Annotated in this window: 20 protein-coding genes; 9 read left to right on the top strand and 11 right to left on the bottom strand. The window is 71.2% G+C overall.

Annotation, left to right across the window (positions count from 1 at the left end):
- Positions 1-28 precede the first annotated feature (28 nt).
- The 7 genes from ACZ41I_RS21200 (at position 29) to ACZ41I_RS21230 (ending at position 7,351) form a co-directional block, all read left to right on the top strand.
- Positions 29-838 carry an NAD-dependent epimerase/dehydratase family protein gene (locus tag ACZ41I_RS21200; RefSeq protein ID WP_468514791.1) on the top strand — a complete coding sequence of 270 codons (810 nt, stop codon included), beginning with the start codon at positions 29-31 and terminating at the stop codon, positions 836-838.
- Positions 839-1,118: 280 nt separating this feature from the next.
- Positions 1,119-1,889 carry a DeoR/GlpR family DNA-binding transcription regulator gene (locus tag ACZ41I_RS21205; RefSeq protein ID WP_468514792.1) on the top strand — a complete coding sequence of 257 codons (771 nt, stop codon included), beginning with the start codon at positions 1,119-1,121 and terminating at the stop codon, positions 1,887-1,889.
- 76 nt (positions 1,890-1,965) lie between these two features.
- The gene (locus tag ACZ41I_RS21210; protein WP_468514793.1) at positions 1,966-3,336 is read left to right on the top strand and encodes an ABC transporter substrate-binding protein; all 1,371 of its coding nucleotides are present in this window, start codon (positions 1,966-1,968) and stop codon (positions 3,334-3,336) included.
- Entirely contained in the window at positions 3,333-4,271 is a 939-nt protein-coding gene (locus ACZ41I_RS21215) for a carbohydrate ABC transporter permease (RefSeq protein WP_468514794.1), read from the top strand. Before ACZ41I_RS21210 ends, ACZ41I_RS21215 begins: the two co-directional genes overlap by 4 nt.
- A complete protein-coding gene (locus ACZ41I_RS21220; protein ID WP_363217083.1) occupies positions 4,268-5,095 on the top strand; it encodes a carbohydrate ABC transporter permease in 828 nt (275 codons plus the stop codon). Before ACZ41I_RS21215 ends, ACZ41I_RS21220 begins: the two co-directional genes overlap by 4 nt.
- Positions 5,092-6,081 (top strand): zinc-dependent alcohol dehydrogenase family protein, encoded by a 990-nt coding sequence (locus ACZ41I_RS21225; RefSeq protein WP_363217084.1) that lies wholly within the window; start codon positions 5,092-5,094, stop codon positions 6,079-6,081. The genes ACZ41I_RS21220 and ACZ41I_RS21225 overlap by 4 nt, the downstream gene beginning before the upstream one ends.
- A gap of 70 nt (positions 6,082-6,151) precedes the next feature.
- On the top strand, positions 6,152-7,351 hold the full coding sequence (locus tag ACZ41I_RS21230; protein WP_468514795.1) for a TerD family protein: 1,200 nt from the start codon (positions 6,152-6,154) through the stop codon (positions 7,349-7,351).
- 102 nt (positions 7,352-7,453) lie between these two features.
- Here the strand turns inward: ACZ41I_RS21230 and ACZ41I_RS21235 are convergent, their stop codons facing one another.
- From ACZ41I_RS21235 to ACZ41I_RS21255, 5 genes are all read right to left on the bottom strand, one after another.
- Positions 7,454-8,014, bottom strand: a complete 561-nt coding sequence (locus ACZ41I_RS21235; RefSeq protein WP_468514796.1) for a TetR/AcrR family transcriptional regulator — start codon at positions 8,012-8,014, stop codon at positions 7,454-7,456.
- Between the two features lie 129 nt (positions 8,015-8,143).
- A complete protein-coding gene (locus tag ACZ41I_RS21240) occupies positions 8,144-8,782 on the bottom strand; it encodes a 2'-5' RNA ligase family protein (RefSeq protein ID WP_468514797.1) in 639 nt (212 codons plus the stop codon).
- Positions 8,783-8,826: 44 nt separating this feature from the next.
- Positions 8,827-9,441 carry a hypothetical protein gene (locus ACZ41I_RS21245; protein ID WP_468514798.1) on the bottom strand — a complete coding sequence of 205 codons (615 nt, stop codon included), beginning with the start codon at positions 9,439-9,441 and terminating at the stop codon, positions 8,827-8,829.
- A 110-nt stretch (positions 9,442-9,551) separates the two neighbouring features.
- Complete coding sequence (locus ACZ41I_RS21250) at positions 9,552-11,000, bottom strand: alkaline phosphatase PhoX (protein WP_468514799.1); 1,449 nt, start codon at positions 10,998-11,000, stop codon at positions 9,552-9,554.
- Positions 11,001-11,172: 172 nt separating this feature from the next.
- Positions 11,173-12,600 carry a hypothetical protein gene (locus tag ACZ41I_RS21255; protein ID WP_468514800.1) on the bottom strand — a complete coding sequence of 476 codons (1,428 nt, stop codon included), beginning with the start codon at positions 12,598-12,600 and terminating at the stop codon, positions 11,173-11,175.
- A gap of 266 nt (positions 12,601-12,866) precedes the next feature.
- On the opposite strand from ACZ41I_RS21255, the gene ACZ41I_RS21260 reads away from it, so the two are divergent.
- Positions 12,867-14,693, top strand: a complete 1,827-nt coding sequence (locus ACZ41I_RS21260; RefSeq protein WP_468514801.1) for an endonuclease/exonuclease/phosphatase family protein — start codon at positions 12,867-12,869, stop codon at positions 14,691-14,693.
- Positions 14,694-14,772: 79 nt separating this feature from the next.
- Here ACZ41I_RS21260 and ACZ41I_RS21265 read toward each other — a convergent pair whose 3' ends face one another.
- From ACZ41I_RS21265 to ACZ41I_RS21275, 3 genes are all read right to left on the bottom strand, one after another.
- Positions 14,773-15,327, bottom strand: a complete 555-nt coding sequence (locus ACZ41I_RS21265) for a DUF3618 domain-containing protein (protein ID WP_363217092.1) — start codon at positions 15,325-15,327, stop codon at positions 14,773-14,775.
- A 253-nt stretch (positions 15,328-15,580) separates the two neighbouring features.
- Complete coding sequence (locus tag ACZ41I_RS21270; protein ID WP_468514802.1) at positions 15,581-16,276, bottom strand: hypothetical protein; 696 nt, start codon at positions 16,274-16,276, stop codon at positions 15,581-15,583.
- A complete protein-coding gene (locus ACZ41I_RS21275) occupies positions 16,273-16,425 on the bottom strand; it encodes a hypothetical protein (RefSeq protein ID WP_363217121.1) in 153 nt (50 codons plus the stop codon). Before ACZ41I_RS21275 ends, ACZ41I_RS21270 begins: the two co-directional genes overlap by 4 nt.
- A 144-nt stretch (positions 16,426-16,569) precedes the next feature.
- Here ACZ41I_RS21275 and dapA point away from each other — a divergent pair, with 144 nt between their 5' ends.
- Positions 16,570-17,478: a 4-hydroxy-tetrahydrodipicolinate synthase gene (gene dapA, locus ACZ41I_RS21280; RefSeq protein WP_468514803.1), complete on the top strand. Its 909-nt coding sequence runs from the start codon at positions 16,570-16,572 to the stop codon at positions 17,476-17,478.
- A 174-nt stretch (positions 17,479-17,652) separates the two neighbouring features.
- Here the strand turns inward: dapA and dapD are convergent, their stop codons facing one another.
- From dapD to ACZ41I_RS21295, 3 genes are all read right to left on the bottom strand, one after another.
- Positions 17,653-18,639, bottom strand: coding sequence for a 2,3,4,5-tetrahydropyridine-2,6-dicarboxylate N-succinyltransferase (gene dapD, locus ACZ41I_RS21285; protein WP_363217095.1), 987 nt, complete (start codon positions 18,637-18,639; stop codon positions 17,653-17,655).
- Between the two features lie 64 nt (positions 18,640-18,703).
- Positions 18,704-19,240 (bottom strand): TetR/AcrR family transcriptional regulator, encoded by a 537-nt coding sequence (locus ACZ41I_RS21290; RefSeq protein WP_399770255.1) that lies wholly within the window; start codon positions 19,238-19,240, stop codon positions 18,704-18,706.
- Positions 19,240-19,563, bottom strand: coding sequence for a DMT family transporter (locus ACZ41I_RS21295; protein WP_468514804.1), 324 nt, complete (start codon positions 19,561-19,563; stop codon positions 19,240-19,242). Before ACZ41I_RS21295 ends, ACZ41I_RS21290 begins: the two co-directional genes overlap by 1 nt.
- Positions 19,564-19,619: the final 56 nt, after the last annotated feature.

The raw sequence follows: 19,619 nt of genomic DNA on the forward strand, positions 1-19,619 counted from the left end.
GTGAATATCGTTCACAAGGAGAACCCGGATGCCCGCTCCCCGCACCGTCCTGCTCACCGGCGCCGCCGGCGGGCTCGGCACCCTGATGCGGTCCCTGCTGCCGGAGTACGGCTACACGCTGCGCCTGTTCGACATGCGCCCCGTCGAGGGCGAGCCGGACGCGATCACCGCCGACCTCGCCGACACGGAGGCGCTGCGCGAGGCCGTGCGGGGCGTGGACGCGGTTCTCCACCTCGCGGGCATCTCGCTGGAAGCGCCCTTCGACAAGATCCTGAAGGCCAACATCGAGGGCACCTACAACCTGTACGAGGCCGCCCGCCGGGAGGGTGTGCCGCGGATCGTCTTCGCCTCCTCCAACCACGCCATCGGCTTCACCCCCGCCCCGCGCGCGGGCGAGCCGCCGATCCCGGTCGACACCCCGCACCGCCCGGACACCTTCTACGGTCTGTCCAAGGCCTTCGGTGAGGACCTCGCCCAGCTCTACTGGGACAAGCACGGCCTGGAGACCGTGTCCGTGCGGATCGGCTCCTGCTTCCCGGAGCCGACCAGCGTGCGGATGCTCTCGGTGTGGATGAGCCCGGCGGACGGCGCCCGCCTCTTCCACGCGGCCCTGACCGCCGAGGAGGTCGGCCACACGGTCGTCCACGGCTCCTCCGCCAACACCCGGCTGTGGTGGGACCTGACCACCGCGCGGGCGCTCGGCTACGAGCCGCAGGACGACTCCGAGCCGTACGCCGGGAAGCTGATCGCCGAGCAGGGCGAGCTGGACCCGCAGAACCCGGCGCACAGCCACCTCGGCGGGCACTTCGTGAACGATCCGCCCCTCTGGCCGTACTGACCTCGGCGGCGCCCCGGCAGGCCGAAAACCATCGCTCACGCGCGCGGGCGGGCACCGAACGGGCCCGCCCCCGCCGTATCCGGGCATCCGCGGCGCCCGCTCCCACCCCGCGCCGCACGGCTGCGCAGGTCCGGGCCGGGCAGCCCGGTCCGGCAAACGGGCACACCCGGGCAGTATCGGACCCCCGACAGGCCTGGTCAGCGGCGCACACCCCCGGTAGAAACTTTCCCCGAGGGCCCGAACGGGCAGCTCCGCGGGAGGGTGGAAGGTGGGTGACCCCATGAGCACGAGGACGGCGGAAGAACGCCAGCGTGAGATCGTGCGGGCCGCTCGCGCGAGCGGCTCGGTCGACGTCACCGCGCTCGCCGCCGCGCTGGGCGTGGCCAAGGAGACCGTCCGGCGCGATCTGCGCGTCCTGGAGGACCACGGCCTGATCCGTCGTACGCACGGCGGCGCCTATCCGGTGGAGAGCGCCGGCTTCGAGACGACACTCGCCTTCCGCGCCACCAGCCACGTGCCCGAGAAGCGCCGGATCGCCGCCGCCGCGGCCGAGCTGCTCGGGGACGCGGAGACGGTCTTCGTGGACGAGGGCTTCACCCCGCAGCTCATCGCCGAGGCCCTGCCGACCGACCGACGGCTGACGGTGGTCACCGCGTCCCTGCCGGTCGCGGGCGCCCTGGCGCAGGCCGAGCAGGTCTCGGTGCTGCTGCTCGGCGGCCGGGTGCGATCCGGCACACTGGCCACCGTCGATCACTGGACGACGAAGATGCTCGCCGGCTTCGTCCTCGACCTCGCCTACGTCGGCGCCAACGGCATCTCCCGTGAGCACGGCCTGACCACGCCCGACCCGGCGGTCAGCGAGGTCAAGGCAGAGGCCGTACGGGCCGCGCGCCGCACCGTCTTCGCGGGCGTGCACACCAAATTCGGCGCGGTCAGCTTCTGCCGGTTCGCCGAGATCGGCGCGCTGGAGGCGATCGTGACGAGCACCCAACTCCCGGCCGCCGAGGCCCACCGCTACTCCCTGCTGGGCCCGCAGGTCATCCGGGTCTGAAAGTCCCCTCCACCCCCTCGGCGGTGTTCCCCGCCTCTCAGTGCCCCTTATATCCACAAATCTCCAGGAGCGATCCATGCGTATCCCGAGCCGACGGAGGCCGCGAGCCACGCTCGTCATGGCCGCCGCAGGGACGCTGCTCGCCCCGCTGCTCTCCGGCTGCTGGGCCGGTGCGGGCGGGACCGGTTCCGGCGGCGACTCCATCAACGTGCTGATGGTCAACAACCCTCAGATGACCGAGCTGCAGAAGCTGACCGCCGCCCACTTCACCAAGGAGACCGGCATCAAGGTCAACTTCACCGTCCTGCCCGAGAACGATGTACGCGACAAGATCAGCCAGGACTTCGCCAACCAGGCCGGCCAGTACGACGTGGCCACCCTCTCCAACTACGAGATACCGATCTACGCCCGCAACGGCTGGCTGCACCAGATGAACACATACGTCGCGAAGGATCCGTCGTACGACGAACAGGACGTCCTGAAGCCGATGCGGCAGTCCCTCACGGGCGACGACGGCAAGCTCTACGGGCAGCCCTTCTACGGCGAGTCGTCCTTCTTGATGTACCGCAAGGACGTGTTCGCGGCGAAGGGCCTGACCATGCCGGCCCACCCCACCTGGCAGCAGGTCGCCGGCCTGGCCGCGCGGGCGGACGGCGCGCAGCCCGGCATGAAGGGCATCTGCCTGCGCGGCCTGCCGGGCTGGGGCGAACTGATGGCCCCGCTCACCACGGTCGTGAACACCTTCGGCGGCACCTGGTTCGACAAGCACTGGAAGGCCCACCTGGACTCCCCGGAGTTCGAGAAGGCGACAAAGTTCTATGTCGATCTCGTCCGTGCGCACGGAGAGTCCGGCGCCGCGCAGTCCGGGTTCGCCGAATGCCTCAACGACATGACCCAGGGCAAGGTCGCCATGTGGTACGACGCCACCTCCGCGGCCGGGCTGCTGGAGGCAGCCGGCTCCCCGGTCAAGGGCAAGCTCGGGTACGCCGCCGCCCCGGTCGAGAAGACCGGCTCCTCCGGCTGGCTGTACACCTGGGCCTGGGGCATCCAGAAGGCCTCCCGCAACCCCGACAAGGCCTGGAAGTTCGTCTCCTGGGCGTCCGGCAAGGGATACGAGCAGCTGGTCGGCAGGACCAGCGGCTGGTCGAACGTCCCCGCGGGCAAGCGGGCGTCGACGTACACGAACGCGGACTACCGCACATCGGCGGCGTCCTTCCAGGAGATGACCAGGGAGGCCATCGAGAGCGCCCGCCCGAACGACCCCGGGGTGCAGCCGCGGCCCGCGCCCGGCATCCAGTTCGTCGGCATCCCCGAGTTCACCGACCTCGGCACCAAGGTCTCCCAGGAGATCAGCGCGGCCATCGCCGGACGCCAGTCCGTCGCCTCGGCCCTGAAGACATCGCAGGCGCTCGCCGAGAAGATCTCCAAGGAGTACGAGGGACGATGACAGCGACGACCACGGCCCCCTGCGCCGCCGCCCCCGCAAGAACGCTGAAGCAGCCCTCGGCCCGGCTGCGCGCCTGGGCCACCCGGGCCCCGCTGCTGCCGGCCCTCGTCTTCATGATCGCCGTGACCCAGCTGCCGTTCGTGGCCACGCTGGTGATCTCCTTCTTCGACTGGAACGCCCTCTACCCCAAGGCCCGGCGCTTCACCGGCCTCGACAACTACCGCCAGGTGCTGACCGACGCCGACCTGCGCCACTCGGTGTGGACGACCGTGCTGCTCACGGTGGCGGTGGTGCTGGCCAGCCTGGTGCTGGGACTGGCACTGGCGCTGCTGCTGGACCGGAGGTTCCGCGGCCGGGGCATCGTCCGCACCCTGCTCATCGCGCCGTTCCTGGTGGTGCCGGTGGCCGCCGCCCTGCTCTGGAAGCATGTGCTCTACAACCCCGAATACGGCCTGCTCAATGGGTTGTTGCACTATGTGGGCGGCCCACAGCCCGACTGGATCTCGCACACCCCGCTGCTCGCGGTCGAGGCCTCCCTGGTGTGGCAGTGGACGCCGTTCATGATGCTGATCCTGCTCGCCGGGCTGCAGTCCCGGGACCAGCAGCAGATCGAGGCCGCGCGGGTCGACGGCGCGAACGACTGGCAGATCTTCCGCCATCTGACCCTGCCCCATCTGCGCCGCTATCTGGAGCTGGGGGCCCTGCTGGGCTCGATCTACATCGTCCAGAACTTCGACGCGGTCTTCACGATCACGTCGGGCGGCCTGGGCACGGCGAACCTCCCCTACACCGTCTACCAGAGCTTCTACCAGGCCCACGAGAACGGGCTCGCCTCGGCCGCCGGGGTCCTGGTCGTCATCGGCTCGATCGTCATCGCGACCTTCGCCCTGCGCGTGGTGTCGTCCCTGTTCCGCGAGGAGGTGTCCCGCGCATGAACGCCGTACTGCGCCGCAACGGGCTGGGTCTGGTGGCCTGGCTGGCCGGGATCGTGTTCTTCCTGCCGATCGCGTGGATGGCGCTGACGTCGTTCCACTCGGAGTCCGACGCCGCGACCAACCCGCCGTCCTTCGCCGCGCCGCTGACGCTCGACGGCTACCGCGAGTTCTTCGGCAGCGGCGGCGGGCCGAGCCCGTGGCCCGCGCTGATCAATTCCACCGTGGCCTCACTGGTCTCCACGCTGTGCGTCCTCCTGCTGGCCCTTCCGGCGGCGTACGCGCTGTCCGTCCGGCCGGTGAAGAAGTGGACGGACGTCCTGTTCTTCTTCCTGTCCACGAAGATGCTGCCGGCCGTGGCGGGCCTGCTGCCCGTCTACCTGTTCGCCAAGAACGCCGGGATGCTCGACAACATCTGGCTCCTGGTCATCCTGTACACCTCCATGAACCTGCCGATCGCGGTGTGGATGATGCAGTCCTTCCTCGCCGAGGTCCCGGTCGCCGTCATCGAGGCGGCCCGGGTGGACGGGGCCCGGCTGCCGACGGTCCTCGCGCGTGTGGTGGCCCCGATCGCCCTGCCCGGCATCGCGGCGACGGCCCTGATCTGCTTCATCTTCAGCTGGAACGAGCTGCTGTTCGCCCGGGTCCTCACGGGCGTGGTCGCCGAGACCGCCCCCGTCTTCCTGACCGGCTTCATCACCAGCCAGGGCCTGTTCCTGGCCAAGGTGTGCGCCGCGTCGCTCGTCATCTCCCTGCCGGTGCTCGCCGCGGGGTTCGCCGCCCAGGACAAGCTGGTCCAGGGCCTGTCGTTGGGAGCCGTGAAATGAAGGCCGCCGTCATCGAGTCCGTGGGCCGCGCCGTCGTCACCGAGGTGCCGGACCCGACGCCGGGCCCGCGCGAGGTCGTCGTGGAAGTGGCGGCCTGCGGCCTGTGCGGCACCGACCTGCACATCCTGCAGGGCGAGTTCGCCCCCAAGCTGCCCATCGTCCCCGGGCACGAGTTCGCGGGCACGGTGGTCGGGGTCGGCAGCCAGGTCACCGAGGTCGCGACCGGCGACCGGGTGGCCGTGGATCCCTCGCTGTACTGCTACGAGTGCCGTTACTGCCGTACCGGTCACAACAACCTGTGCGAGCGGTGGGCCGCGATCGGCGTGACCACGGCGGGCGGCGCGGCACAGTACGCGGTCGCCCCGGTGGCGAACTGCGTGAAGCTGCCGGAACACGTGCGCACCGAGGACGCGGCCCTGGTGGAGCCCCTGTCCTGCGCGGTCCGCGGCTACGACGTGCTGCGGTCCCGCCTCGGCGCCCACGTCCTGGTCTACGGCTCCGGGACCATGGGCCTGATGATGCTGGAACTGGCCAAGCGGACGGGCGCGGCGAGCGTGGACATGGTCGACGTGAACCCGGCGCGCCTGGAGACGGCCCGCCTGCTCGGTGTCTCGGCAGCGGCAGGCAGCGCGGACGAACTGGACCGCCCGCAGGGCTGGGACGTGGTCGTGGACGCGACCGGCAACGCGGCGGCGATCCAGGACGGTCTGGACCGGGTGGCGAAGGCGGGCACGTTCCTGCAGTTCGGGGTGGCCGACTACGCGACCCGGGTGACGATCGATCCGTACCGGATCTACAACCAGGAGATCACCATCACCGGTTCGATGGCCGTCCTGCACAGCTTCGAGCGTGCGGCCGAGCTGTTCGCGAACGGGGTGCTGGACCCGCGGGTGTTCATCAGCGACCGGATCCCGCTGGAGCGGTACCCGCAGGCGCTGGAGCAGTTCGCGGCGGGGGTGGGGCGGAAGATCGTGGTGGTGCCGTAGGCCGTTCGACGGGTTTCGGCTGGTAAGGGAACGGTAAAGCGGTGTTGTTCGTTCACCCGGCATGACAGCTATGACCCCAGGCTCGAACATCCCTCTGTCGGTCGCCCGCGTCACGGTGGACGTGGCCGCGCCGGTGCGGCTCGACGTGTCGGGCCTGCTGCTCACCGCCGACGGCAAGGTGCGCTCGGACGACGACTTCATCTTCTACAACCAGCCGACGGGCCCCGGCGTGAGCTACGCGTCCGGCGGCGGTGCGGCACCGGACGCGATCACGGTCGACACCGCCGCCGTCCCGCCGGACATCGAGAAGATCGTGGTCACGGCCAGCCCGGACGCGGCCGGCCAGACCTTCCAGGGCATCGAGCCGACGGCCACGATCCGCGACGCGGACGGCGGCTCGGTGCTGGCCGCCTTCACCCCACCGCAGCTCGGCACGGAGACGGCACTGGTCGTCGTGGAGATCTACCGCCGGGGCGGCGCCTGGAAGGCCCGGGCGGTCGGCCAGGGGTACGCGAACGGTCTGGCGGGCATCGCGACGGACTTCGGGGTGACGGTGGAGGAGCCCGCGGCACCGCCCCGGCCGTCGGCACCGCCGGCGCCCGCCCCGGCAGCCACCATGCAGACCCCCGTCACGCCGCCCGCCCCGCCGGTGTCCCCTCCCCCGGCCCCGGCCGCCCCCGCGCCGGGCGCCGGAAAGATCAATCTCGACAAAGGCCGGGTCAGCCTGCAGAAGAACCAGACCGTGTCCCTGGTCAAGGGGGGCCGGCCGCTGCTCTCCCAGGTACGGATGGGCCTCGGCTGGGAGCCCGCGTTCCGCGGCAGCAACATCGACCTGGACGCCTCGGTCATCGCCTACGGCCCACAGCGCAACGCCCTCGACAGCTGCTACTTCGGCAAGCTGACGATCCTGAACGGCGCGATCCGGCACTCCGGTGACAACCTCACCGGTGAGGGCGGGGGCGACGACGAGGTGATCACCGTCGACCTCGGCCGCCTGCCCCAGGAGGTCACCGGCCTGGTCTTCACGGTGAACTCCTTCTCCGGCCAGAAGTTCACCGAGGTCGCCAAGGCGTACTGCCGCCTGGTGGACGCGGCCACGGGCGAGGAACTGGTCCGCTTCGACCTCACCCACGCCGAGCCCCAGACCGGCGTGATGATGGCCAAGCTGATCCGGCAGTTCTCCGGCGAGTGGGACATGACGGCGATGGGCGAGTTCGTGAAGGCCCGGACGGTGCGGAACATGGTGGAACCGGGAGCGAGGGCCCTGTAGTTCTCCGTGTGGCGGCGCGGGGCTGATCGCGCAGTTCCCCGCGCCGCCTCGGGGCGCTCACAGCTGCGGGCGGTCGTACCCACGAAGCTCAAAACGCTCCGGCTACGGCCGCAGTCCCTCCGCCAGCAGCGTCAGATACCGCCGGATCTGCCGCCCCTCGGCACACTCCAACGCGGTCGCCACCCCATGCACCAGCCGAAGCAGCTCGATCGGCTCAAGATCGCCCCGCACGCTGCCCTCCGCCTGCGCGGCCCGCACCAGCGGACCCACCGCACCCTGCACCACAGACCCGCACCCCGTCACCGGAGCCGCGTCGCTGTCCGTGACCGCCTTGCCCAGCAGTGCCTTCATCCCGCGCACCTGAAGCGTGGCGACACACAACTCGTTCAGCCACTCCATCAGCGCCTCACCCGGCGCCAGCTCCCGCGCCAACTCGTCGGCCCGCGCCCCCAACGCCTCGATCCGGTCCACGTACGCGGCCTCCAGCAGCTTCTGCCGCGTCGGAAAGTGCCGGTAGAGCGTGCCCGAGCCGACACCCGCCCGCTTGGCGATGTCGTCGAGCGACGCGTTCTCCCCATGCTCGGCGAAGGCCTCCGCCGCCACCTTCAGCAACCGCTCGTAGTTGCGCCGAGCGTCCGCACGCATGGGTCTCGGCTGCGGCATCCAGTCACTCCCCGATCTTTTGCGTCCTCGTCGTCGTCACCACCGGGATGACGGCCGGCGCCGACACCCGAGTCTGCACCAACAGGCCGGGCAGGGGCACCTCCTCCGCGAAGCGCTCGCCGGTGCCGGTCAGCGCCGCTCCGGTGGCTCGTACCCGCCGGTGGCCGGGTCCGGTCCGAGGTGCCGGTGTACGGCACCGGTGCCCAGGCCGACGGTGGCCCGCGTCCGCATGGGGCCGTCACCGCGGCGGGCGAGCACGTCGATCTCGGCCACGCGCGCGTGCAGCACACCGAGCCGGGCGGCGCAGTCGGCCGCCAGGACGCGCGGGGCGCGGGTGCGGCCGAGCGAGAGGTGCGGAATGAAGCGCGGGAAACGCTCCGTGCAATACGGGAAGGGCTCCGCCAGTGCGCGCTGCAGCTCCGTCCAGGGTTCGAGGCCGGCCGCAGCGGGGTCGAGCCACACGGTGGCGTAGGACCGGTGGCGGAACGCGCGGACTCCGCTGAGCCGGATGTCGAAGGGCTCGCATCCGGCGGCCGCGGCGGCCAGCAGCGGGAGCGCCGCCGGGAAGTCCTCCTCCGGTACGAATCCGAAGACCAGGTTCACATGAGGTGGCCAGCGGCGGATCTGCGGGTCGTGGGCGACGCGGATGCGCTGGATGGCGGGCCAGAGTCCGGCCGGGGGAAGCCACGCCACGGCGGTCCGGGGCGTGGGACCCGACTCGAGCCGGCCGAGGGCTTCGGCCGGGCCGGGCGTCGTGGGGCAGGGCACACCGCCATCATGGCCCCGCCCGCCGACGGGCGCTGCCTCATTCCTCAATCAACCGCAGCCGGCAGGAAGACCCAGGCGCCGGACAGGAAGCCGGCTCCACGTGCGTTCTCGTCGCTGAGCTTCTCGTCACTGGGCTTGTCGTCGCTGGGCTTCGCGTCGCTGGGCTTCGCGTCGTGGTGCTTGTGGCTGTGCTCAGCGGCGTGCTTCTTGTGGCTGTGCTTCGCCCCGTGCTTCTTGTGGCTGTGCTTCGCGCCCTGCTGCTTGTGCTCGTTCTTCCCGTCGTGCTGCTTGTGCTCGGGCTTCTCCGCCGAAGGCTTTTGATCTTGCTTGGGCTTGGAGGGTTTCTGCTCGTGCTTCTTGTGGTCCTGCTCCGTCGGCTTCGCCGGCTTTGCCGGTTGCTTCACCGGCGGAGCCGTGACCGAGACGGAGTGCGAGTCGGACTGGGACATGGACTGCGAGTCGGACTGGGACTCGGAGGAGTCGGAGTGCGTCTCGCTGAGGTGGGCACCCCCCGTGACCACGGCGGTGGCTTGCGAGGATGCCACCGCGGAGACCTGCTGCGGACCGTCGTTGCCGTCGGCGAAGCCGGTGCCGGCGCCGAGTGCGGACAGCCCCGTGACCACGGCGGCCACGAGCGCTGCGCGCTGGAATTTACGCATGGTTGACCCTTTCTCACCTGAGCATGGAGCTCAATCGGCTACTCAGCGTGAGAAATATAGGCACAGACGGTAGTAATTTGTGATCTAAGCCGAGGCGCCGTGTCGAGGATTCAGGCGCGCTTCTGACGCTTCCACGGCCCCGTGATCGCCAGCATGATGCCCGGCGTCTGGATGTTCGCGAACAGGGTCTTGCCGTCGGGCGAGAAGGTGACGCCCGTGAACTCGCTGTACTCCGGCTCCTCTTCGGTGCCGATGTTCAGTTCGTTGCGGGCGATCGGGTAGGTGCGGCCGCCCTCCGTGGCGCCGAACAGGTGCTGGACGCCCTCGCCGTCCTCGGCGATGACGAGGCCGCCGTACGGGGAGACCGTGATGTTGTCCGGGCCGTCGAAGTTGCCGTCCTCGGCCGGGTCGGGGTTGACGCCGAGCAGGACCTTCAGGGTGAGGGTGCGACGCCGCGGGTCGTAGAACCAGACCTGCCCGTCGTGCTGGACCGGGCTCTCCGCGCGGGCGTAGGAAGAGACGACGTAGGCGCCGCCGTCGCCCCACCACATGCCTTCCAGCTTGCGGGCGCGGGTGACCTGGCCGTCGGTGAACTGCTTGCGGACGGCCACCGTCTGCGCGTCGCGGTCCGGGACGTCCACCCAGTCGACGCCGTACACCGTGCCGGTCTTCGTGGCGCGGGAGAGGTCGTCGACGAACCTGCCGCCGGAGTCGAAGCACTTGAAGGCCTGGAGGACACCGGCGTCGTCGGCGAGCGTGCGGAACCTGCCGCGGCCGTGCTGGAAGCCCTCCGGCGGGGTCCATCGGTACAGCAGCCCGTTCGGGCCGGCAGCGTCCTCGGTGAGGTAGGCGTGGCCGCGCCCGGGATCGATGACCACGGCCTCGTGGGCGTAGCGCCCGAGGGCCTTGACGGGCTTGGGGTCGCGGCCTGCGCGGCGGTCGGCGGGGTCGACCTCGAAGACGTAGCCGTGGTCCTTGGTCATGCCGTTCTGGCCGGCCCTGTCCTCGGTCTCCTCGCAGGTGAGCCAGGTCCCCCAAGGGGTGCTGCCGCCCGCGCAGTTGGTGGAGGTGCCGGCGATGCCGACCCATTCGGCGACGTGGTCGCGGCGCACCTCGACGACCGTGCAGCCGCCGGACGCGGCGGGGTCGTAGACGAGGCCCTCGGTGAGCGGAACGGGGTACTGCCAGGCCGAACGAGGGCCCTTGAGCTCGTGGTTGTTGACCAGGAGGGTGGCGCCGCGGGGGCCTTCGAAGGCGGCGGTGCCGTCATGGTGGGAGGGCGTGTACTCGCCGGACTCCAGCTTGGTCCGGCCGCTGTAGGTGATGACCCGGTAGGTGAAGCCCGCGGGCAGGGCCAGGATGCCGTTCGGGTCGGCGATCAACGGGCCGTAGCCGACGCCGTGGTGGCCACCGTGCGCCGACTCCGTCCCGGTGCTGTCGATGTCCGCCGCGGCGAGGGCGTTCGGTGCGGTGGCGAGCACGCCCACGCTGCCTGCCAGGGCGACCCCGGCGCCGGTGATCGCGCTTTTCCTGCCGAAGTCCCTGCGGGTGAGCGACATGGTGTGTCTCCTGAGACGGTGGGAGTGCCGTGGAGGGTGGCGGACCTCGTTCGGCGCACACGCTCCCGCCACACCTTGAACGGGAGTTGAACGCCGGGCTACTTCACCGGCGTTTGTTCAAGAATCCGCATGCCGTCCGTATGGACCAGCCCATGACCGGCTTCAGGAGTTGTCAGGCGCCCTGTTGCGACCGCGCCTTGAACGCCGCCTTCCGCGCCTCCTTCGCCACCTTCTTGTCGGGGTGCAGCCGCCCCATCGCCTCCAGCACATCGGCCGTGGCCGGATGCTCCACCCGCCAGGCGGCCGAGAAGAACCCGCTGTGCTGCGCCGCCAGCCCCTCCACCAGTGCCTGGAGTTCCTCGGAGTTGCCCTCGGCGGCCAGCTGCGCGGCAACCGTGTCGATGGTCAGCCAGAAGACCATCGCCTCGGACGGCGCCGGGACCCCCGCAGCCCCCCGTTCGCTCAGCCACACCCGGGCCAGGCCGCCGAGCTCGGGATCGTCCAGCACCTCGCGGAGCGCCGGCTCCGCCTCCGCGCCCACGAGCGACAGGGCCTGCTGACAGCGCAGTCTCCGCAGCGGCGCGCCCGCGTCGGCGCCCCGGGCCGCGGCCAGCAACTCCCGTGCCGCGGCGAGGGGTTCGCGCCGGGCCAGCCACTGCTCGGTCTCGGCGCGGGCGGCGGCCTGCCCGAAACCCGCCGTCCCGTCGAGCAGCGCGTCCGCTCCCTTGTCGGCGAGTTCACCGACGGCCGGTGCCTGGAAGCCGGCCTCCAGCAGCCTCGCCCGCAGCCCGTACACACCGAGCGGGGTGAGCCGGACCATGCCGTAGCGGGAGACGTCGGTGTCGTCCACCGGCGCGGCGGGCTCCTCGTCGGCGTCGGCCATGAGGGCCTCGTCCACCGGCCGGTACGCCACGAGCCCGACCGGCTCCAGCATCCGGAACTGGTCGTCCAGCCGCATCATCGCGTCGGAGACCTGCTCCAGGACGTCGTTGGTCGGCTCACCCATGCCGTCCGGGACGAGCATCGAGGCGGCCAGCGCGGGCAGCGGGACCGGACCGTCACCGGGGCCGTCCTCACTCACCGTCAGCAGATAGAGGCTGCCGAGGACGCCGTCGAGGAAGTCCGCCTCGGCCTCCGGGTCCCAGTCGAGTGACGAGAAATCGATCTCGCCGCCCTCGTCCAGGGCATCGACCAGATCATCCAGATCCGGCACGCTCGCGTCGGCGATGACGGTCTCCAGCGCGGCGAGCCACACGGCGAGCACATCGGCCGGGGAGCCCGCGGTGAGCAGCTTCAGCTCCTCGCCGGCGCGGACGGTCCCGGCCTCCTCGTCCACGATCTCGACCAGTCCGGCGTCCACGGCGACCCGCCAGGCCTCGCTGGCGTGGGCGGCGGCGTCGTCACCGTTCAGTCCGAGCAGTTCGGCGGCGGCCGGAAGCTGCTCCTCGGCCAGGCCGCCGCCGGCGTCCACGCGGGTGTCGGGGCCGGCCCAGCGGGCGAGGCGGGCGGCACGGGACAGCAACGGCGTGGACAGCGCGGCGCGCGCCAGCTCCGCTTCGGGGTGCAGCCGTACGGGCGGCAGGGGGGAGCTGTCTGACATCGGCTGGTTCTCCTCAACACCGTGAACGGGCTCAACCGCTCAGCCTAGACGGATTTCCACCCATGCCGCCCGGTTCATCTCCCCGTCAGCGGCCGTACATGGCCGAAACCTTGACAACTCCCCGCGTCAGGCTGGAGATTGACGCGCGTAGAAGTTGGGGGGACAACTGTTCACTCGGCTCTATGCGTGTCACGGAGGGCTACGAGCCCCGCACGCTCCCGTTCCACCCTCGTCCCGGCGCTCACACACGTCCCCGGAGGGATCCCTTGCCGAGCAGGTCTTCCGCGCGCCTCGCCGCGCTCACCGTCGCCGCCGTCTGCAGTGCGGCGTCCGCCGTCGTCCTCACCTCCCCCGCCCACGCGGACGCGGTGCGCATCCACGACATCCAGGGCACCACCCGAATATCGCCGCTCGCCGGCCAGAAGGTCACGGACGTCCCCGGCATCGTCACGGCCACCCGCACCTACGGCTCCTCCAGAGGTTTCTGGATCCAGGACCCGACCCCGGACGACAACCCGGCCACCAGCGAGGGCGTCTTCGTCTTCACCGGCTCCGCGCCGAAGGCCGCGGTCGGCGACTCGGTGACGGTGACCGGCACGGTCTCCGAGTACGTCCCGGGGAGCGCCTCCTCCGGCAACCAGTCGGTCACGGAGATCACCAAGCCGACCGTCACCACCGTCTCCACCGGCAACCCGGTCCCGGCGCCGGTCGTCATCGACGAGAACTCGGTGCCGGACGCGTACGCCCCCGAGGGCGACACCGCGGCGAACGGTTCCGTCAACGGCCTGCCCCTGGACCCGTCCGCGTACGCCCTGGACCACTACGAGTCCCTGGAGGGCATGAACGTCCAGGTCGCCGACGCCCGCGTGGTCACCGCGACCGACCCGTACAGCGAGCTGTGGGTCACGGTGAAGCCGTACGAGCACCGCAACCGCCGCGGCGGCACGGTCTACGGCTCCTACGACTCCCAGAACACCGGCCGGCTGCAGATCCAGTCACTGGGCGCGACCGCCGACTTCCCGAAGGCGAACGTCGGCGACACTCTGTCCGGTACGACGACCGGCCCGCTGGACTTCAACCAGTTCGGCGGCTACACCCTGGTCGCGAGCAAGCTCGGTACGCTGCAGAGCGGCGGCCTGGAGCGCGAGACCACGCGGAAGCAGTCGCGCAGCGAGCTGGCGGTGGCGACGTACAACGTCGAGAACCTCGACCCGTCCGACGCCACCTTCGACAAGCACGCCGCCGCGATCGTGAACAACCTGCAGTCGCCGGACATCGTGTCCCTGGAGGAGATCCAGGACGACAACGGCGCCAAGGACGACGGCACGGTCGACGCGAGCGAGACCGTGAACAAGCTGATCGACGCGATCGTCGCGGCGGGCGGCCCGAAGTACGACTGGCGCTCGATCAACCCGGTCAACGACCAGGACGGCGGCGAGCCGGGCGGCAACATCCGCCAGGTGTTCCTCTTCAACCCGGAGCGGGTGTCCTTCGTGGACCGTCCGGGCGGCGACTCCACCACGGCGGTCGGCGTCACCAAGGTGCACGGCAAGGCGCAGCTGACGGCCTCCCCGGGCCGCATCGACCCGGCGAACGCCGCCTGGACCAACAGCCGCAAGCCGCTGGCGGGCGAGTTCGTCTTCCGCGGCAAGACCGTGTTCGTGATCGCCAACCACCTCAACTCCAAGGGCGGCGACCAGGGTCTGACCTCCCAGTACCAGCCGCCGGTGCGCAGCTCGGAGATCCAGCGCCACGCCCAGGCGACCGAGGTGAACGCGTTCGTCAAGAGCATCCTCGACGCCCAGAAGAACGCGAACGTCATCGCGCTCGGCGACATGAACGACTTCGAGTTCTCCGGGACGGCGAAGATCCTGGAGGGTGACGGCGAGCTGTGGTCGGCGATCAAGTCGCTGCCCAGGAGCGAGCGTTACACCTACGACTACCAGGGCAACGAGCAGGTTCTGGACCAGATCCTGATCAGCCCGGCGATCCGGCGCGGCTGCGACTTCGAGTACGACAGCGTGCACGTCAACTCGGAGTTCCACGACCAGATCAGCGACCACGACCCGCAGGTGCTGCGGTTCCGTCCGTAGGCCCCCCCGCAGGCTCAGGACCGGCTGAACACACCGTTCGGCCGGTCCTGCGAGGCGGCGCCGGCGCGCCCGGTCACGGTCAGTGGTGCATCCTGCGCCAGGCGATACCGGCCGTCACCGCCGCCGCGCCCAGTACGCCCACCACGAGGATCGGACCCGGGTGGCGCATACCCGCGCGCACAGCGCCACGCAGCGGCTGTGGGACGGCATCCTGCACGGCGTGCCCCGCGCGCCCGGCCCGCCCCTGCACGGCATGCCCGGCACTGAGCGCCCTGCCCTGCACCGCATGCCCCGCCCTGGCCGCCTGCCCCTGCACCGCGTGTCCTGCCTTCAGGGCCTTGCCCTGCACCATGTGACCTGCCTGGGCGGCCCGGCCCTGGACGCCGTGGCCGGCGTGGGCGGCGCTCGCGCGCAGTTGCACGGTCATGGCACCGGCTTTGTCCTTCAGGTCGGCGGCCCGCACCCGGGCCCTCTCCTTGACATCGGCCTTGCCGACCAACTGGGCGACGGTGTGCCCGAGTTGGTGCCTGGTGTGCTCGATCTGCTGCCGCAGCTCGTCGGGGCCCTTGGCGCCCGAGCGGTGCGGGATCCTGTGCATCATCGGTGTGCCCTTTCCTGCTGTGGCGATGCGCATGGCGTCTCCTGGGGCCGCACACGGCGGCGCGGGAACGTGCCGGGTGGTGTGCCGCAGCGGCCGGCGGAGCTCCCTCCGCCACGCAGCGGACGCGCCCGCCAAGCCAGTACGGACACCACCCGGCGCGGCACCGGCTCACAGACCACCGTAGGCGCGACACCAGGCACGACGCACCCGCACGGGACGCCGCAGGCCGCCACGCCCACGCACCCGCACGCGTGCCCCGAGACCCGGGTACCCGGCCCGAAGACGGTTAGCCCTGCTCACCTGCGCCGCCCCCGCGCTCGCCGAGGCGCGCGAGTTGGCTCTGGAACCAGTCGAGCCGCGCCTGCAACAGCGCCGCCTCCGCGGCGAGTTCGGGCACTCCCGGATCCCCCCGCTCCGCCAAGCCGGCGGCGGGGAACCCCGTACCGCCGCCCCGCGCCACCACCCGCAGACCCTCCCCGGCCAGCCGGGCGAACCCGGCGAGCGAGACAGACGTACGGCCGCGCACACAGCCGGCGCAGACGGGAACGAGGGCCCGCCAGCCGGGCCTGCCCCAGCCGGCATCGGCCAGGGCGACGGCGGTGGCACCGCAGGTGCAGGGCCCCGCGACGGCCGTGCGCACCCGCTGCCGGGCAAAGCGGAAGCCGCGCTCGAAGCGGATGTAGGCGCCGAGCACGGAGACCTCCAGCAGCACTGCCGTCCGGTGCTCGGCGGTGCAGAGCATGGCCTCGGCGGCCCCCCGCTCATGGACGCAGTGGAACCCGCAGTCGCACAGCCGCGCCGGCGGCCGGTGCCGCCGCCCGTAGACGCACGCGGCGTCGTCGAGCACGCCGTACGGCAGCGCGCCGCCGAGCGACACTCCGGTGAACCCGGCCCGGGCGCCGTCATGGGACAGCACCGGGTGGGCGATCTTGTATCCGGTCGGCGGCTCCGTCGGGCGTTCCGCCGGGAGCCGCAGTCTCATCGGGCGGCCGGAACCTCGTCGCGGGCCGGCTCGGCCGGTTCGACATGGACGGTCTCCTCGGGCGCCGGCATCTCCTCTTCGCGGACGACCGGCCGCTCCTCGGCGACTCCGGTGGCCAGTGCCTTGCCGAGCTTCATGGTGCCTCCCATGACGACGTCGGTACCCCTCCGGCCATAGTGACCCATGAGGTGCCGAGTTGGACACAGGGCAGCCCCTACGCTACAGCGACACTTAACAATATACCTAAGAATAATTAAGTAGATCTTCACGCACGAGCTGCCGAGACTACTCCCATGACGACCTCCCGCACCACCGCCCGGCCCCGCCCCTTCGGCCGCACCCTCTGCGCGATGATCACGCCGTTCACCGAGGCGGGCGCCCTCGATCTGGTCGGCGCCCGGAAGCTGGCCGCGCGGCTGGTGGCCGGGGGCTGCGACGGCCTGGTGCTGAGCGGCACCACCGGCGAGTCGCCCACCACCACGGACACCGAGAAGGCGGAACTGATCGCGGCCGTCCGAGAGGCGGTCGGCGACCGGACGTCCCTGGTCGCGGGCGTGGGTACGGCCGACACCCGGCACACCGTCGAACTGACCCGCGCGGCCGAGGAGGCGGGCGCCGACGGTGTGCTCCTCGTGACGCCGTACTACAGCAGGCCACCGCAGGAGGCCGTGGAGGCGCACTTCCGTGCGGTCGCCGACGCGAGCGCCCTGCCTGTGATGCTGTACGACATCCCCGGCCGCACCGGCACCCGTATCGAGCCGAAGACGCTGATCCGGCTCGCCGCGCACCCGCGGATCGTGGCCGTCAAGGACTGCTCGTACGACTTGCTCGGCACCCAGAAGGTGCTGGCCCACACGGACCTGGCGTACTACGCGGGCTGCGACGAGCACGTGCTCGCGCTGTACGCGGTCGGCGCGGCGGGTTGTGTGAGCACGGTCGTCAACGCCGTTCCCGGACACATCACCGCGATCCTCGACGCGTTCGACGCGGGCGACACCGCCCGGGCGACGGAACTCCAGCTGCGGGCCACGCCGTTGATCGAGGCGATGATGGCCGCGGGCCTGCCCGGGACCGTCACCGCAAAGGCCCTCCTCACCCGCCTCGGCCTGCCCGCCGGACCGGTACGCCCCCCGCTGCTGCCCGCCGGCCGGGAGACGGCCGACATGCTGCTGGCGCTGCACGCGGAGCTGGTCGCGAGCTGACCGGCCGGGCACTCACCCATTCAGTCGACCATATTTGAGGAACGCACGATCGCCGGGGTGGCCGCAGCATGAGTCGCCCGACGCCGACCGACAACGACAGAAGCCCACGGCATCCGAGCTGATCAGAGCAGTGGGCTTGTCGAGTGGGCGGCCGCAGGTCACGGCCGCCGGTGGTCAGTTGTGGCTGTGCAGGATGTCGTTCAGGCCGCCCCAGACCGCGTTGTTCGGGCGGGCCTCGACCTTGCCGCTGACCGAGTTGCGGCGGAAGAGGATGTTGGAGGCGCCGTTCAGTTCACGGGCCTTGACGATCTGGCCGTCGGGCATGGTGACCCGGGTGCCCGCGGTGATGTAGAGGCCGGCCTCCACGACGCACTCGTCACCGAGCGCGATGCCGACGCCCGCCTCGGCGCCGATCAGGCAGCGCTCGCCGATGGAGATGATCACGTTGCCGCCGCCGGACAGGGTGCCCATGGTGGAGGCGCCGCCGCCGATGTCGGAGCCGTTGCCGACCACGACACCCGCGGAGATCCGGCCCTCGACCATGGACGTGCCGAGCGTGCCGGCGTTGAAGTTGACGAAGCCCTCGTGCATGACCGTGGTGCCCTCGGCGAGGTGCGCGCCGAGGCGGACCCGGTCGGCGTCGGCGATCCGCACGCCCTTGGGGGCGACGTAGTCCGTCATGCGCGGGAACTTGTCGATCGAGGTGACCTGGAGGTGCAGGCCCTCGGCGCGGGCGTTCAGCCGCACCTTCTCGATGTCGTCCACGGCGACCGGGCCGAGCGAGGTCCAGGCGACGTTGGCGAGGTGGCCGAAGATGCCGTCCAGGCTCTGGCCGTGCGGCTTGACCAGGCGGTGCGAGAGCAGGTGCAGCCGCAGATAGACGTCGTGGGCGTCGAGCGGCTTCTCGTCGAGCGAGGCGATGACCGTACGGACCGCGACCACCTCGACGCCCCGGCGGGCGTCCGGGCCGATCGCCGCGGTCGCGCCGCCGCCCAGCAGCTGGGCCGCCTGCTCGGCGGTCAGCCGCTCGGTGCCGGCGGGGCCCGGCTCCTCGACGAGCTCGGGGGCCGGGAACCAGGTGTCGAGAACGGTGCCGTCGGAGGCGAGGGTGGCGAGGCCGGCGGCGACGGCGCCGGTGGTACGGGAAGCAGACTCGGTCATGGAACAAAACCTAACGTGAGCGGGGTCGTGAGGGCGAACCGCGTCTCACGTGCCGGGCGCGCCTTCAGGGGATCAGCCGAGCCAGCGCGGTGCGGGCGTACTCCGCGTCGTACGAACCGCCGGTCAGCAGGACCTGGAGGCAGATCCCGTCCATCAGGGCGAGCAGCGCGCGGGCCGTGACCGGGTCCGTGCGCCGGGCCAGCAGTGCCGCCGCGTCCTCGGTCCACTCGGCGGCGACGGGGCGCAGCGCGGGGCGCCGGAGCGCGGCGAGATACAGCTCGTACTCCAGCTCCACGCCGGTACGGTCGCCGCTCAGCCACGCGCCCAGCGCGCCGGCGAGGTCCCCGGCCAGGTCGCCGCCGTCGCCCTGGTCCGGCAGCCGCTCGGCGAGCACCCTGGCGAAGTTCTCGTTCACCTGCCGCAGCGCGGCCACCATCAGCTCTTCCAGGGTGGCGAAGTGGTACGTCGTGGAGCCGAGCGGGACGTCCGCCTCGGCGGCGACCGAGCGGTGGCTCAGACCGGCGATGCCGTCCCTGCCGACCACGCGGATCGCCGCGTCGATGAGGCGCCGGCGCCGGTCGGGGTCGTAGCGGCGGGGCATCAGTGGCTCGCTCCGCCCAGGTTCAGTACGACCACTCCGCCGACGATCAGCAGGATCCCGCCCACCTTGACGAGGCTCAGCCCCTCTCCGAAGAGCAGCAGGCCGAGCACGGCGATGGCCGCGGTGCCCACCCCGGACCAGATCGCGTACGCCGTGCCGATCTGGACGGTCTTCAGTGTCCGGGCGAGCAGCGCGAAGGAGACGAGATAGCCCAGAGCCGTCACGAGCGAGGGCCGGAGCCGGCTGAATCCCTCGCTGTACTTCATCGCCGTCGTCGCGGCGACCTCGGCGGCTATGGCGCCGGCGAGTGTCAGATATCCCATGTGTACGAGCGTACACACCGTTGTGTACGCGCGTACGCATGGGTGCCCTGAGCGCA

It is taken from the genome of Streptomyces sp. NPDC030799 (assembly GCF_055572255.1).

Coding starts and splice junctions, on each gene's coding strand:
- ACZ41I_RS21295 (WP_468514804.1), bottom strand. CDS start 19,563: ATGGGATATCTGACACTCGCCGGCGCCATAGCCGCCGAGGTCGCCGCG.
- ACZ41I_RS21245 (WP_468514798.1), bottom strand. CDS start 9,441: ATGCGTAAATTCCAGCGCGCAGCGCTCGTGGCCGCCGTGGTCACGGGG.
- ACZ41I_RS21275 (WP_363217121.1), bottom strand. CDS start 16,425: ATGGGAGGCACCATGAAGCTCGGCAAGGCACTGGCCACCGGAGTCGCC.
- ACZ41I_RS21270 (WP_468514802.1), bottom strand. CDS start 16,276: ATGAGACTGCGGCTCCCGGCGGAACGCCCGACGGAGCCGCCGACCGGA.
- ACZ41I_RS21250 (WP_468514799.1), bottom strand. CDS start 11,000: ATGTCGCTCACCCGCAGGGACTTCGGCAGGAAAAGCGCGATCACCGGC.
- ACZ41I_RS21235 (WP_468514796.1), bottom strand. CDS start 8,014: ATGCCGCAGCCGAGACCCATGCGTGCGGACGCTCGGCGCAACTACGAG.
- ACZ41I_RS21220 (WP_363217083.1), top strand. CDS start 4,268: ATGAACGCCGTACTGCGCCGCAACGGGCTGGGTCTGGTGGCCTGGCTG.
- ACZ41I_RS21290 (WP_399770255.1), bottom strand. CDS start 19,240: ATGCCCCGCCGCTACGACCCCGACCGGCGCCGGCGCCTCATCGACGCG.
- ACZ41I_RS21265 (WP_363217092.1), bottom strand. CDS start 15,327: ATGCGCATCGCCACAGCAGGAAAGGGCACACCGATGATGCACAGGATC.
- ACZ41I_RS21225 (WP_363217084.1), top strand. CDS start 5,092: ATGAAGGCCGCCGTCATCGAGTCCGTGGGCCGCGCCGTCGTCACCGAG.
- ACZ41I_RS21205 (WP_468514792.1), top strand. CDS start 1,119: ATGAGCACGAGGACGGCGGAAGAACGCCAGCGTGAGATCGTGCGGGCC.
- ACZ41I_RS21215 (WP_468514794.1), top strand. CDS start 3,333: ATGACAGCGACGACCACGGCCCCCTGCGCCGCCGCCCCCGCAAGAACG.
- ACZ41I_RS21255 (WP_468514800.1), bottom strand. CDS start 12,600: ATGTCAGACAGCTCCCCCCTGCCGCCCGTACGGCTGCACCCCGAAGCG.
- ACZ41I_RS21230 (WP_468514795.1), top strand. CDS start 6,152: ATGACCCCAGGCTCGAACATCCCTCTGTCGGTCGCCCGCGTCACGGTG.
- dapA (WP_468514803.1), top strand. CDS start 16,570: ATGACGACCTCCCGCACCACCGCCCGGCCCCGCCCCTTCGGCCGCACC.
- ACZ41I_RS21210 (WP_468514793.1), top strand. CDS start 1,966: ATGCGTATCCCGAGCCGACGGAGGCCGCGAGCCACGCTCGTCATGGCC.
- ACZ41I_RS21200 (WP_468514791.1), top strand. CDS start 29: ATGCCCGCTCCCCGCACCGTCCTGCTCACCGGCGCCGCCGGCGGGCTC.
- dapD (WP_363217095.1), bottom strand. CDS start 18,639: ATGACCGAGTCTGCTTCCCGTACCACCGGCGCCGTCGCCGCCGGCCTC.